The sequence below is a fragment of the Vibrio chagasii genome (assembly GCF_024347355.1).
Taxonomy (GTDB): Bacteria; Pseudomonadota; Gammaproteobacteria; order Enterobacterales; family Vibrionaceae; genus Vibrio; species Vibrio chagasii.
Genome location: NZ_AP025465.1, coordinates 593,546 through 607,343, shown reverse-complemented (window position 1 = coordinate 607,343; position 13,798 = coordinate 593,546). Strand labels below are relative to the sequence as shown.

Sequence of the window (13,798 nt, the reverse complement as noted above, 5' to 3'; positions counted from 1 at the left end):
TTAGAAAGTAACGGAAGCTTACGAAATATTTAATTCAAGGAATCGACGCCTGACATGAAACACCTTACTTTAGCGGGTCTATTAGCCGTATCACTCTTGGCTGGTTGTTCAAGTACCGAAGAGATAGTGCCAGATGTACCGCCATCGGTTCTCTATTCTGAGGCGCAAGAATCGCTACAAAGTGGTAGCTGGCTTTCTGCCATTGAAAAGCTAGAAGCTCTAGACTCTCGTTACCCTTTCGGCGCCTATTCTGAACAAGTACAGCTAGACCTGATTTACGCTTACTACAAAAATGATGACCTAGCGCTTGGCCTAGCGACCATTTCACGTTTCTTGCGTTTAAACCCAACTCACGAAAAACAAGACTGGGTTCTTTACATGCGCGGCCTAACGCACATGGCACAAGACAGAAACTTTATGCACGATATTTTTAATATCGACCGTAGCGACCGAGATCCTGAGCCAGTAAAACTCGCTTTTGCTGATTTCAAACGACTACTAGAGCGCTTCCCAGCAAGCCCTTACGCAGAAGATGCACAAAAACGCATGTTCGCACTTAAAAACCGTTTGGCGGATTACGACCTAGCAACGGCAGATTTCTATCTACGTCGTGAAGCTTGGATCGCAGCAATCAATAGAACGCAAGAACTGCAAAAGACTTACCCAGATACCATCGCAGCGCGTAAGTCTCTAAAAATTCAGCTAGAGGCCTACAAACAGCTTGGCCTTGAGGACGCGATTCAAAGAACAGAAGCCTTGATTGAGCTGAACCCACTACCTTAGCCAACCATTCTGTTCCTGACTAAAAAAGCGCGCTAATTTACTAGCGCGCTTTTTTTAAACCTATTCCACGAACTTGATGAATCGCACAATACACGGTATCTTCAATAAATAACTTTTAACAAAACATCAACATGGAGTGTGGATGTGAGTAGGTTGTTATTATTTATTGGGATCGTGCTATTTAGCCAATTTTCCCACGCATTAGAACTCTCGCCATTAAGCAATAAGCCTTACATGGGGGACCTCGACGTACTCAAAACCAAAGGTACAGTGAGAGTGCTGGTCTCTGCTGATCTTGGCTTCTACTATATAGAAGATGGCAAGCCCAAAGGCATCGTTGCCGAGATGCTTTACCATTTCGAAAAAAGTCTTCGCAAGAAGCACCCTTACCTGAACGTTCAAATTATTCCTGTGCAGCGGGATGACCTGCTCCCCTCTCTACAGTCAGGCTATGGCGATGTTGCTGTTGCAAACCTGACCGTCACCGATAAGCGATTAAAGGTGATCGATTTTTCAGCCCCTATGATTAAAGACGGTAAAGAGCTCATTATCACTGGCAAGAATTCAGAAGCGATCACCGAGATCAAGCAGCTTAGTGGTAAGGAAGTATGGATTCGGGCCAGCTCCAGTTACTTCGAAAGCGTGCAAAGGGTCAATAAGGAACTCAACGAACTGGGTTTACCGCCACTGCATGTCCACTTCATCGAAGAGTCACTGCAAGACTACGAACTGATCGAGCTCGTTAACCAAGGCTATATACAAGGTACGATTCTAGACAGCCACAAAGCGAAACTGTGGATCGATGTGATGGAAAACATTCAAGTCCATCACGACTTACCTTTACGCGAAAATGGTCAAATAGCCTGGGCATTAAGAAAAGACAGCCCTCAACTAAAGAAAGAGATAAACAAATACGTTAAGACAGCTCGAACAGGTACCCTGCTTGGAAACGTTATCTATAAGAAATACATAGATAATACTCGTTGGTTAGGTCGGGCACTCAACCCGAACAAAGTTGACCGCGTTGCTAAACTGGCTGATGTATTTGAAAAGTATTCGAATAAGTATGAATTCGATCCTTTGATGATGTCTGCGCAAGGCTTCCAAGAGTCGGGCCTTGATCAAAGCAGAGTCTCCCACCGAGGTGCTATTGGAGTAATGCAGGTTCTACCTAGCACTGCGAGAGACAAAAACGTCAACATCAAGAATATCCACATCGTCGATAACAACATCCATGCTGGTGTGAAATACATGCGCTTCATTAAAGATAGATATTTTGATGACCCAGCCATTACTCCAGATAACCAGATTTACTTTACTCTCGCCTCCTATAACGCAGGTCCAGCTAAGATCAGAAAGATGAGGAACCTTGCGAAGAAGAAAGGCTACAACCCGAACATCTGGTTTAAAAACGTAGAGATAATTACTCGTAAATACGTCAGTAAAGAGCCTATCACCTACGTTGCCAATATCAATCGCTACTTCGTCATCTATAAACAGCTAGAGGCAATCAATGCGATTAGAGAGAACGGCACGGCGAGATTGCTCAAAACGAATGATTAGAGCGACTATAAACTTGAGCCAGACAAGAAGAGACATTGAGTAAAGACAAAAACACAAAAGCCGCATAAGCAAAGTTATGCGGCTTTTGTTTGTCTAATTCTGAGGAAGCTTACCTAGCGATATGTGTCACGTGCTCTAGATCACAAAATACTTTTGGATAAATATCCATCAAGCACTTTCTGTAAGCTGTAAGACGCCCCTAAAAACTGATTTAATTTTTAGCGAAGCCTTGCCTCCAACTTATCGTTTTCCATAAGGATAACAAGCATTTTTCGCCAAAAAGATATCAAGACTTGCGTAAGATCACATTTGATTTTAATGCTCATTCCACCCAACCAAAACAAGATCCAGATCACATTATCAATTCCCAAAAGTCGTAATCTGAAGTTAACCCATGAGGGATACAACAGAGGAAAACTTCTATGAAAATGAACATCACTGGTAAAAACATCGACATTACCTCTGCAATCCGTGATCACATAGAAAGCAAATTTAAAAAGCTGGATAAATGGCAAGTAGACATCATTGGTTGCCAAGCGAGCTTTAGTGAAGAACCAAACAAGAAGAAGAAATTTGAAGCGGTAATCACTGTACCAAAAGGACAACTTGTAGCTTCATCAATCCATGACGACCTCTACGTTGCTATCAACGAAGTAGAACAAAAACTAGAGCGTCAACTCAACAAGCTACGCCATAAACCAGAAGCGCGCCGCGCTGAAAAGCCTGAAATCGAAGAGCTAGAAGCTGAAGTAGAATAAGGAAAGATAACAGATTAAAAAATAGCGCCTCAGGGCGCTATTTTTTTGCTTGACGCTCGTAGCTCGCTTGCTTATTGTGTTTAAACATTCATAAAACAATCACTTTTTATGCAAACCCAATCTTTGTTTATTTTTGACTTCTTTTTTCTTCCGTAAATCGGAGGCTAAGTCGTTTTAGAAAAACAAGTCAAAAACGAACAAGAAGCCTCCCAAACTAGGGAGGCTTTTTTATAAGGACACATTTATGACTGACCGCTCAATTTCACTGGATGATATCCGCCTTCGTCTTAATGATTTAGATGACGAACTACTGAAACTACTTTCAGAACGTCGCAAGCTAAGCATCGAAGTTGCTAAAAGCAAGGTAGAGACATCAAAGCCAGTTCGTGATGCAGTAAGAGAACAACAACTGTTGGTTAAGCTGATTAACAACGGTAAAGACAAATACGAATTGGATGCTCAGTACATTACTAAGCTGTTTCACACCATCATTGAAGATTCAGTTCTACTGCAACAGTCATACTTACAAAACCTCGCAAATCCACAAAGCCGTAAGCCTTTGGCTCGCGTGGCATTCTTGGGTTCTAAAGGCTCTTACTCGCACCTTGCAAGCCGCGAGTATTTCAGCCGCAAGAATATGGAGTTGATTGAGCTAAACTGTAGCCATTTCAAAGAGGTTGCCTCAACAGTAGAATCGGGACATGCAGATTACGGCGTATTGCCGATTGAGAACACCAGCTCAGGTTCAATCAACGAAGTGTACGACCTGCTTCAACACACAACGCTTTATATCGTAGGTGAGCTATCTCAACCCATTGAGCACTGCCTAGTTGCTAAGAATGATATCCGTTTAGAAGACATCAAAACCCTCTATTCGCACCCACAACCTCATCAGCAATGCAGCGAGTTTTTGAGCCGTCTTAAAGATGTCACCCTTGAGTCTTGTGCCAGCACAGCTGACGCTATGAAAAAGGTGAAAGATCTGGACGGTGATGATGTCGCAGCGATTGGTAACGCATCGAGCGGCAAGCTTTACGGGCTTCAGCCAATCCAAGGTAACATTGCAAATCAAACAGAAAACCACACGCGTTTCATCGTGGTAGCACGCAAGCCAGTTGAAGTATCAACGCAAATCCCAGCGAAGACGACACTCATTATGTCGACTTCACAAGAAGCTGGTTCATTAGTAGAGACACTACTGATTCTGCAACGCTTAGGTATCAACATGACTAAGCTAGAGTCTCGTCCGATTATGGGTAACCCTTGGGAAGAGATGTTCTATGTAGACTTAGAAGCACACCTAGACTCAGATAATATGCAGCAAGCGATCACAGAGTTAACGGCCATTACTCGCCACCTCAAAGTGCTAGGCTGTTACCCAAGCGAAAACATCAAAGCGACTCAGGTTAAGCTGTCGTAGCCGAGAACGAATAACGCTTTCAGCTAACATAAGTATTTGGCCTATGGTAGGCCAAATACTTAAATCACCATGACTACACATATCATTTAGAAGCAACGCTCTCTTTGGCATTTCCTAGCCTCTAATCATTGATTTATCGTTCTACACCACCTCCCCTCTAAGTAGCCCTACGCTTTTCTAACAGAAAACTCATTAGTAGCTTTTTTATCAATAAAGACAAAACCTTACCGCCTTCACAGGAAAGCACCGTACAACGTGTAATTAATAGCGAGCTCACTCCAAGTAACATAGACTTACGCGCTCAAATTTATAAACCATGTTGTGAGTAGCCATGAAGCTAAGTACGAAAATATTACTTCTGATTGCACCCGTAATACTGATAAGTACTGCGACTTCCAGCTATATCATCTACTCAACTCAAAAAAACAGTTTCATCAAACGCGAAGATAACGCTCTGCAATTAAGTATGGAAAAACTGGCCGGGCACTTTCGCCAGTCACGCTCTTTTCTTAATAGCTATTCTTATGCACTCACTAAAAGTGACATGATTAAACGCTTCTTCTTGGCTGAAGAGAACCCCAGCCAAGAGCTCGCACTCATCGATGACCTGCACGAAACCGTTAAGTTATTGCAAGATGGCGACGACAGCTTTACCGGACTAGCTCTGCTAGACAGTGATCGCACTGTCAGCTATTACGCCGAAAATAGCCGAGATCCCTATGCAGAGATGGACCCTAAAGTATTAGAGTTCGTTGAGCATCAATACCAAGAAAAACGCACAGCTTTGGGTACTGACTACATCCAAAACTCACAAGGTGAAGGTGTGCTTGTTCACTATGAAGTACTCGACAAAAAGAGCGTTTCCGCTCCGATAAGCGAACAACTCAACGATGTGTTTTTTCTCGTCGTATCTGTTTCTCTCGATAAGTTTAATTCACTACGAAAACAGATAGAGTTTGACTATCAAACTAGCCTTTTCTTTACCGATGAGCCGATATCCCTAGGAAATGGCTTAACTCAGTCAGTAAAGCTAGGGCCTGAGTTTTACGCAACACTCGACCCCGCTCATTTTTTGTTGGACAACAAACTCAAATCCATCTGGAATGAGCTCAGCGTGTCGTTTGCTCTTTCTGCTTTTGTCAGTATGGGCTTATTGCTCATGCTTTTATCCCGATGTGTGATTAATCCAATCACGCGCTTGGATAAGCAGCTGCAACAGGTCGAAAAAAAGCAAAGAAAGAACATTGAGCGCTTAGGCACTAATGATGAATTAGGCCGCTTGTCACAACGTTTTTATGACATGTACCAAGAGCTCGATAATACCTACCAACAGACCAAAGTGTTGGCAGAGAATGACCAGCTAACGCAAATCCCCAATCGACTTCAATTTCAGTCGTTTGTGCAACAGTCTCTGCCAGCCCCTGACTCGAAAAACAATACCTGGGTACTCTATCTCGATTTAGACAACTTTAAGTTTGTGAACGACAAATACGGACACCAGATTGGGGATTCAATACTGGTTTCTTTTGCAGAGCGCATCACCGCTTTATGTGACTTTTTTCAACAGAGCGACAGCGCTCACTGCATGCCTGCACGCTTGTCGGGCGATGAGTTTGTTATCTATATCAATGCCCCAGCGAATGCCGATAATATTGCGCATCAGTTTTCAGAAAAATTACTGACCCCGCTACAAAAAGGCTTTATCACCGACTCAGGAAGCTTTCCGATTACCGTGAGCATTGGGATCGCGACCTACCCAAGTGATGGGCATACCATAGAGAAACTACTCTCAAACGCTGATACTGCGATGTATCAGGCAAAACATGCTGGCAAGAATCAGTTCGCGGATTACTCGTTAGATTTGGATAAAACTATTCAGCGTCAAGCCAATATTGAGCGTGCCCTAAGAGATAAAAACTTCGATGAAGAGTTTAAACTCGTTTATATGCCTTACATGGATGCCGCAGGGAACCACGTGATTGGGGTTGAGGTTCTATTGCGTTGGGAGTCCGAACAACTTGGTACGGTTGCACCCAATGAATTTATTCCTATTGCCGAGCAAACTGGGCTATTTGAGCTTGTCGACCGCTGGGTTATCAAGAATGCTTTCGCTTCTTTCCATCAGCTTCAGGGTCAATTTGATCACTCGATTCAGCTGTCCATCAACCTATCTTCCGCAGGGATAGAGACTACGCACCTAGCGGATTTCATTGAACAACACGCAAAGATTAATGGCATTCCACCAAGCTTAATTGATTTTGAGATCACCGAGACTTTCTATTCAAATTCACACGGTTTTCCGCTACTCAACGAACTCGCTCGAATGGGCTACCGATTAGCTATCGATGATTTTGGTTCGGGCTACACATCCATCACTCAATTGGTTGAGTACCCAACGCAAAAAATTAAATTAGACAAAGGTTTTTTAGAAGCCTTGATCGAAACAGATAATCAGAACATAGTTAAACCCGTGATCGGACTGTGTCACGCGCAAGGTAAAACCGTGACTGCTGAAGGTATCGAAACCAAAGAGATGCACCAATGGCTACAAGACGCGCATTGCGACATGCTGCAAGGCTTCTACTTTGGTAAGCCTATGCCTCTCAATGAGCTAAGCGACTGGTATCAAGAACACCAACAGCGATTTAAGCACCAGCAGAACGATTAACACGCGCCAACTGAATCAACCGACTAGAAGAATCGAACACATGAAATCTGTCATCATCGCCTCGCTAAATCCCGCTAAGATCAATGCTGTCAAAAGTGCTTTTGTCTCTGCGTTTCCCAACACCGGGTTTGAGTTCACGGGGGTAAGTGTGCCAAGTGGTGTTGCCGATCAGCCGATGAGTAATGATGAAACCTATCAAGGTGCTGTAAACCGTGTTCACAATGCGACACAACAGCAACCTAATGCGGATTTCTATGTTGGGTTAGAAGCGGGAATCGAAGGCGGGGTTACCTTTGCTTGGATGGTGATTGAATCAAATGGCCAACGTGGAGAATCTCGCTCGGCAAGCCTGATGTTGCCACCAGCCGTTCTTGAGAAGCTAGAACACGCTAACGAACTCGGGGATGTGATGGATGAAGTATTTGGTACTGACAATATCAAACAAAAAGGTGGAGCGATTGGTTTACTGACACATAACCAGCTTTCACGTAGCTCGGTCTATCACCAAGCGTTAATCTTAGCGCTGATCCCATTTGTGAACCCTGAGCATTTCTCGGCTTGACCAATGAATGCTTCTCAAGCTTTCTAGCAGCTCGATTGCAAGCTCTAGAAACTAAAAAACGCTAACCCTCAGTTAGCGTTTTTTTTCAATTCGCACTCTCGCTATTCAGTGATAGCTTAAGCCATCATTACTTAAGCAGCAGATCGGCAATAATCGCTTTCTCTTGTTCTGATTTTGCCTTGAGCTCATTCGAGCCTCTGGTGATGGTTGCCACACCGACTCCCAGCATTTGGCTTACTTGTCTTTGAGACATTTCACCTTTCATTAGCTCACAAAAAATATTAATTCGAGCAACCAGAGCATCTCGCTCATCGGGCGTCATCATCATGGTCAACAACAGTTCATGCTGATCTTTCTCAACCGCTGTCTTAACTAAATCCATGAGTTGTTGCCAGTTATCATATTCAGGTTGTGATGCCATATATCTACACTTACTTTTAAATTTAGACTTTAAAGAGTCGCTTATCGATTGAAAGCGTCTACCACTTTATACCGAAATACTGGATGTGATCCAATGTAAAAAGGCAGTAAGCGGAAATGGTTCGCACTCACTGCCTTCAATTGTCACTCAGTTTCAGGACTTATCGACCACTAGTATTTAGTTTTCACCTCATGGGGAGCCAAAAACTCGCCCTGCTCACCCAAGATGTCTCGATAGTAAGTCTCAAACATTAAGATGTTCTGAACGTAACCGCGTGTCTCTTTGAATGGAATCATCTCAATAAAAGCGAAGGCATCAAGCTTTTCGTCACTGCGAGAACGCCACTGCTTAACACGGCTTGGACCTGCATTGTAGGCAGCAAAAGCAAAGATACGGTTGTTGTCATATTGAGAGAGCAAGCCATCTAAGTAGTGGCTGCCAATTTCGATATTCTTGCCGACATCGTAAAGATCATCGCTACCCTTGTACTTAATCTTGTGCTTGTTCGCTGTGTATTGCGCTGTCTTTGGCATAATTTGCATGACACCACGTGCACCAACTGGAGAACGAGCTTCTGAATCCATCGCGCTCTCTTGTCTTGCTAGAGACATCAAGGTGATTGGATCAATATCATGCTTCTCCGCATAGAAGTTAAACCACCACTTATGAGCAACCGGAAAACGCAGCGCAATGTTATCCCACATTTTCGCTGAAATACTGGCAATGACAGTAAAGTGATTCCAACGCTGTGTCGCAGCGTAAGCGGCCAGCATCTCTTTTTGCTCTTTATCTGCATTGGTCAGTAGCCAGCGCCATTCACTTTTGGCTGCGGCAATTTTATCGCGAGTGATCAGTTCATCGATACGAGTCAGCGAAGTACTAAAAGGCTTCACTGTTTCTGGGTTGTATTTCAACGTAGAAGTTGGATATTGAATCGGTTTACCTAACTGCTTTGCTGCTGCAACACTGTAAAAATTACGCTGACCTAAAATATCAGACAGACGTTGGTTACCCTTTTCAGTATCACCTGTTGCTATTTCAGCCCTGCCTAACCAATATTGCCAGCGCAATGACGCTTGGTGCTTGTCGTCTAAGCGGGCAATCCACTCTTTCAATCCAGCCCAATCGGCATGCTGAATAGCCAAACGGGCACGACGTTCGAGTAAGACTTGTTTCGACGAACTCGCCAACATCTCATCTCGCCACTCCATCAACTCTTCAGAATCGGTATTGATTAAACGGAAAGTCAGGTAATCAGCGAGCTCTTGATATTTCTCTTCAGAAAACTTCTGAGCCTTGATGACCTCATCGAATACTTCTTGGGCACTACTAGCCGATTTTCTTGCTAGCTTCTTAAAAGCAAACTCCGTTTGAGCTTGATAAAACTCATTGGCTGGATGCTTCTTAGCGAATGTGAGCACATTTTCAGGCTTGTTGTATAACGCCTTCATCTGCTTAGCTTGAGCAATTGACTCATTATGATCCAATTGCTTGATCAGATAGGTCATCAGCTTACCGTTACGCCCTTCAAACGCTAACAGCATACGCTCTAAAATTAGTTCATCGGTTCTCAAGCCAGCTTGATCCCAACTCTTAAACAACGGGTCGCAAGCGTCATCAACACCATCGCCGCTCAACCAAAGCTGCTTCGCTCCTTTAAAAGCCAGTTCTTGATTACCTTGCTCATAGTTCGCTCGGTAATAAATGCATTGGTACTTTTCGCCCACTGGCTCTTTGGTCTGAAACTCGAGGATGGTTTGCCACTGTTTTCTAGACGCCAGCATATCTAAATATGGTGCTCGCATACGATTAGAAAATGGCAGTGCTTTGTTCTCTTCAATAAACGCATCCACTTCCGCCGGAGTGCGATCACCTAAGCCAATAAGAAAAGCACGATAATCGGTGTAAGGCGTGAGAGGGTATGTTTGAATTTTGCTGCGCAGTGCTAAATAAGCTTTTAGATCACGGCTGTCTAAAACCTCTTGCGCTCTATCATAAACATCACGCTGCATTTCTAACTCTGAGGCATTGCTAGCCATAGCCATTGGAGCCAGTGAAACTGAAGACAAGATTGCCGATGCAGCCACAGCAACCTTCGTATTACCAATTCGGAAAAACATTCGCTCTTTCCTTAGTGCGTGTATGAATACGTGAAATCTATTTACGCCCGACATCACATAAAATGTAAAGGAATTGAGTGTAAATATTATTAATATTTAACACTTCATCTAAGAAGCATATTAAATATAGTTTTAATAACCAATGTGACAATAGTAAGTAAGGATTCGTTCAAGAATGGCTTTTCTTTCCTAGGAGTAACATCTTTAGGGATATTGGTATAAAATAGCTAACAATTTTGAACAATAATTAGGATCGATCGGCAATGGCTGAATACGTATATACCATGTCTCGGGTGAGCAAAACTGTTCCACCTAAGCGTCAAATTCTTAAAGACATTTCTCTTAGCTTTTTTCCTGGCGCTAAAATCGGTGTTTTGGGTCTAAATGGTTCAGGTAAATCTACCCTACTACGTATCATGGCTGGTATTGATACTGATATCGATGGCGAAGCTCGTGCACAACAAGGTCTTAACGTAGGTTACCTACCTCAAGAACCAGTACTAGACGAATCAAAAACGGTTCGTGAAATCGTAGAAGAAGCGGTTTCTGATGTTGCTGATGCACTTAAACGTATCGACGCAGTTTACGCGGCTTATGCTGAACCAGATGCAGATTTCGATGCACTAGCAAAAGAGCAAGGCGAACTAGAAGCGCTTATCCAAGCAAAAGATGGTCACAACCTAGAAGCAGCTCTAGAGCGCGCTGCAGACGCACTTCGTCTTCCTGAGTGGGATGCTAAGATTGAACACCTTTCTGGTGGTGAGCGTCGTCGTGTTGCTATCTGTCGTCTACTTCTTGAGAAGCCAGACATGCTGCTTCTTGACGAACCAACGAACCACCTAGATGCAGAATCGGTTGCATGGCTTGAGCACTTCCTAGTGGACTACAGCGGTACTGTTGTGGCGATTACCCACGACCGTTACTTCCTAGATAACGCTGCTGGTTGGATTCTAGAACTTGACCGTGGTGAAGGTATCCCATGGCAAGGTAACTACACGTCTTGGCTAGAGCAAAAAGATGAGCGTCTAAAGCAAGAGAAAGCTGGTGAAAGCGCACGTCAAAAGACTATCGAGAAAGAACTTGAGTGGGTTCGTCAAAACCCTAAAGGTCGTCAAGCTAAATCTAAAGCTCGTATGGCTCGTTTTGAAGAACTGACGACTGGCCAATACCAGAAGCGTAACGAAACCAACGAACTATTCATCCCGCCAGGTGAGCGCCTAGGTGACAAAGTTCTTGAAGTTAAGAACCTAACTAAGTCATATGGTGACCGCGTTCTTATCGATGACCTATCGTTCAGCATGCCTAAGGGTGCAATCGTGGGTATCGTAGGTGCCAACGGTGCGGGTAAATCAACACTATTCAAGATGCTAAGCGGCGCAGAACAACCAGACTCAGGTACGGTTGAACTGGGCGAAACAGTTAAGCTTGCTTCTGTTGATCAGTTCCGTGACAGCATGGACGACACTAAGACAGTATTCCAAGAGATCTCTGAAGGCGCTGATATCATCAAGATCAACAACTTCGAAATCCCAGCACGTGCATACTGCTCTCGTTTCAACTTCAAAGGCAACGACCAACAGAAGATCATCGGTGAGCTTTCTGGTGGTGAACGTAACCGTGTTCACTTAGCTAAGCTACTAAAAGCGGGCGGTAACGTACTGCTACTCGATGAGCCGACCAACGACCTAGACGTTGAAACACTACGTGCTCTTGAGGAAGCGCTACTTGAGTTCCCTGGCTGTGCAATGGTTATCTCGCACGACCGTTGGTTCCTAGACCGTATTGCGACCCATATCTTAGACTACCGTGATGAAGGTCAAGTTAACTTCTACGAAGGTAACTATACTGAGTACACTGAGTGGCTGAAGAAGACTCTGGGCGCTCAAGCGGCAGAACCACACCGCATCAAGTACAAACGTATTGCTAAGTAAATAAGCTTGTATTTTGAACAAAGGCCGCGATAATAGCGGCCTTTGATATATCTGGCTTACGCATTCCGCACCGATATAGAGAGAATACTTATGATTGAAAGACGTCAATTTTCACGAGTTATTTATCAAGTTCCGACTGAAATCTCACAAGGACAAGTAAATGTATCAGGCTCAGTGCAAGACTTATCTCTTCATGGTTTACTCATTCAGTGCGAAGAGTTACAGCAACTTAACCAGGAGAACCCTGTTCACGTTAGCTTTAAGCTGACCAACAGCGATATCAACATTCAGTTAGAAGCAACGATAGTCTCTACCATCAATACCTCAATGCGTTTACGCATAGAGCATTTAGATATTGATAGTATCAGCCACCTTAAGCGCCTTGTTGAGCTTAATGTTGGTGACGATGACCTGCTTTATAGAGAGATTGAACACCTTACCGACTTAGGCAAGGAATAATATCTCCATTACCCTTTTTCTATTAGAAGCATTTAGTTAATACAGAACCATGTCTAAAAAAGTGTCCATTACTATTCCCTCTAGTCAGGGGGAACAGACGTTTTACTTCGGTCGAAAAGCCGTACTCTTATGCATGACCTCCCAGCTCTCAGTACCGATGCTGATTGGTGGTGCAACCTACATGCACCTTGAGAGTAAAAACAAGCTAGCTGCACAAGCCGGTGATGCACAACAGTTAATTGAAACTCTGATTGTTGAAAAAGAGCAGACCGAGTTCTTATACGCGGAACAAGTTGAAACCAACCATAACCTTTCTCAAGCCTTAACTGAGAAAGAAGGGACGATTCAGTTACTCGGTAAGCGTGTATTCGATGTGGAATCCGTTCTAGGCCTGGCTGATGAAGAGTTACACACCGATGAGGTTTCACTAGAAGACCGCATTGATGCTGCAGCTGTCGATTCCGCGGTAAGAGCTACCATGTTCCGCTTAATTCCTAATGATAGTCCGATGGCTTATCAACGCATCTCGTCTTCATACGGTCGCCGTACTAACCCAATTACAGGCAAACGCCACAACCATACTGGTATCGACCTTACTTGTAAGCGTGGTGAAGATATCTTAGCACCAGCAGATGGTGTGATTGAAACCGTACGCCCAAGTAAGAAAGGCTTTGGTAACTTTATCACCATGCGCCATTCGTTTGGCTTCATGAGCTCTTACGCGCATCTGCAAAAATTCAAAGTTCGCAGCGGTCAGTTTGTTAGTAAAGGTGATGTGATTGCGAGCTGTGGTAACTCAGGTAACTCAACTGGCCCACATCTGCATTATGAAGTACGCTTCCTTGGTCGCTCATTGAACCCTCAATACTTGATGGATTGGACACCAGAAAACTTCAATTACGTGTTTGAGAAAGAAAAAAAGGTGAAATGGGGCCCACTCGTTCAGCTGATTGATAACGTGGTTCGCTTGCAGATCAACCTAACTAACGTGCCTTACATCAGTTCAACTATCGACACAGTATCCAGCGATGATAACCGAGTATCGAACGAGAATAACAAAGAGCCTATCGTGACTAACTAGGTTTGTTCGTTTGGCCCATGATGATCCAAATG

At 43.8% G+C, this 13,798-nt stretch carries 11 protein-coding genes and 1 other annotated feature; of the genes, 9 read left to right on the top strand and 2 right to left on the bottom strand.

The annotated features are described in order from the left end of the window. Positions 1-54 precede the first annotated feature (54 nt). The 6 genes from OCV52_RS02660 (at position 55) to yjjX (ending at position 7,754) form a co-directional block, all read left to right on the top strand. The gene (locus OCV52_RS02660; protein WP_008221648.1) at positions 55-783 is read left to right on the top strand and encodes an outer membrane protein assembly factor BamD; all 729 of its coding nucleotides are present in this window, start codon (positions 55-57) and stop codon (positions 781-783) included. Positions 784-921: 138 nt separating this feature from the next. Next, on the top strand, positions 922-2,346 hold the full coding sequence (locus OCV52_RS02655) for an MltF family protein (protein ID WP_315973344.1): 1,425 nt from the start codon (positions 922-924) through the stop codon (positions 2,344-2,346). 422 nt (positions 2,347-2,768) lie between these two features. After that, on the top strand, positions 2,769-3,104 hold the full coding sequence (gene hpf / locus OCV52_RS02650) for a ribosome hibernation-promoting factor, HPF/YfiA family (protein WP_004739490.1): 336 nt from the start codon (positions 2,769-2,771) through the stop codon (positions 3,102-3,104). Positions 3,105-3,214: 110 nt separating this feature from the next. Next, positions 3,215-3,336: a sequence feature (Phe leader region), on the top strand. Between the two features lie 12 nt (positions 3,337-3,348). After that, on the top strand, positions 3,349-4,524 hold the full coding sequence (gene pheA / locus OCV52_RS02645; protein WP_004739491.1) for a prephenate dehydratase: 1,176 nt from the start codon (positions 3,349-3,351) through the stop codon (positions 4,522-4,524). Between the two features lie 331 nt (positions 4,525-4,855). Further along, positions 4,856-7,192, top strand: a complete 2,337-nt coding sequence (locus OCV52_RS02640) for a putative bifunctional diguanylate cyclase/phosphodiesterase (RefSeq protein ID WP_137408524.1) — start codon at positions 4,856-4,858, stop codon at positions 7,190-7,192. Between the two features lie 40 nt (positions 7,193-7,232). Further along, positions 7,233-7,754, top strand: coding sequence for an inosine/xanthosine triphosphatase (gene yjjX / locus OCV52_RS02635; RefSeq protein ID WP_137408523.1), 522 nt, complete (start codon positions 7,233-7,235; stop codon positions 7,752-7,754). Positions 7,755-7,881: 127 nt separating this feature from the next. Here yjjX and trpR read toward each other — a convergent pair whose 3' ends face one another. Together trpR and sltY are read right to left on the bottom strand one after the other, a co-directional pair. After that, on the bottom strand, positions 7,882-8,175 hold the full coding sequence (gene trpR, locus OCV52_RS02630; protein WP_008221633.1) for a trp operon repressor: 294 nt from the start codon (positions 8,173-8,175) through the stop codon (positions 7,882-7,884). A 170-nt stretch (positions 8,176-8,345) separates the two neighbouring features. After that, on the bottom strand, positions 8,346-10,295 hold the full coding sequence (gene sltY, locus OCV52_RS02625) for a murein transglycosylase (protein ID WP_137408522.1): 1,950 nt from the start codon (positions 10,293-10,295) through the stop codon (positions 8,346-8,348). Positions 10,296-10,558: 263 nt separating this feature from the next. Here sltY and ettA point away from each other — a divergent pair, with 263 nt between their 5' ends. The 3 genes from ettA to OCV52_RS02610 all read left to right on the top strand — a co-directional run bounded on the left by ettA (position 10,559) and on the right by OCV52_RS02610 (position 13,766). Further along, entirely contained in the window at positions 10,559-12,226 is a 1,668-nt protein-coding gene (ettA, locus tag OCV52_RS02620) for an energy-dependent translational throttle protein EttA (RefSeq protein WP_004739497.1), read from the top strand. A 90-nt stretch (positions 12,227-12,316) separates the two neighbouring features. Continuing rightward, positions 12,317-12,685, top strand: coding sequence for a PilZ domain-containing protein (locus OCV52_RS02615; RefSeq protein WP_137408521.1), 369 nt, complete (start codon positions 12,317-12,319; stop codon positions 12,683-12,685). A gap of 49 nt (positions 12,686-12,734) precedes the next feature. Further along, positions 12,735-13,766, top strand: coding sequence for a M23 family metallopeptidase (locus OCV52_RS02610; RefSeq protein WP_137408520.1), 1,032 nt, complete (start codon positions 12,735-12,737; stop codon positions 13,764-13,766). Positions 13,767-13,798 lie beyond the last annotated feature (32 nt).

Excerpts from the sequence above, each read along its gene's own strand:
- OCV52_RS02615 (WP_137408521.1), top strand. The coding sequence starts at position 12,317 with ATGATTGAAAGACGTCAATTTTCACGAGTTATTTATCAAGTTCCGACT.
- pheA (WP_004739491.1), top strand. The coding sequence starts at position 3,349 with ATGACTGACCGCTCAATTTCACTGGATGATATCCGCCTTCGTCTTAAT.
- OCV52_RS02640 (WP_137408524.1), top strand. The coding sequence starts at position 4,856 with ATGAAGCTAAGTACGAAAATATTACTTCTGATTGCACCCGTAATACTG.
- hpf (WP_004739490.1), top strand. The coding sequence starts at position 2,769 with ATGAAAATGAACATCACTGGTAAAAACATCGACATTACCTCTGCAATC.
- sltY (WP_137408522.1), bottom strand. The coding sequence starts at position 10,295 with ATGTTTTTCCGAATTGGTAATACGAAGGTTGCTGTGGCTGCATCGGCA.
- ettA (WP_004739497.1), top strand. The coding sequence starts at position 10,559 with ATGGCTGAATACGTATATACCATGTCTCGGGTGAGCAAAACTGTTCCA.
- OCV52_RS02660 (WP_008221648.1), top strand. The coding sequence starts at position 55 with ATGAAACACCTTACTTTAGCGGGTCTATTAGCCGTATCACTCTTGGCT.
- OCV52_RS02610 (WP_137408520.1), top strand. The coding sequence starts at position 12,735 with ATGTCTAAAAAAGTGTCCATTACTATTCCCTCTAGTCAGGGGGAACAG.
- yjjX (WP_137408523.1), top strand. The coding sequence starts at position 7,233 with ATGAAATCTGTCATCATCGCCTCGCTAAATCCCGCTAAGATCAATGCT.
- trpR (WP_008221633.1), bottom strand. The coding sequence starts at position 8,175 with ATGGCATCACAACCTGAATATGATAACTGGCAACAACTCATGGATTTA.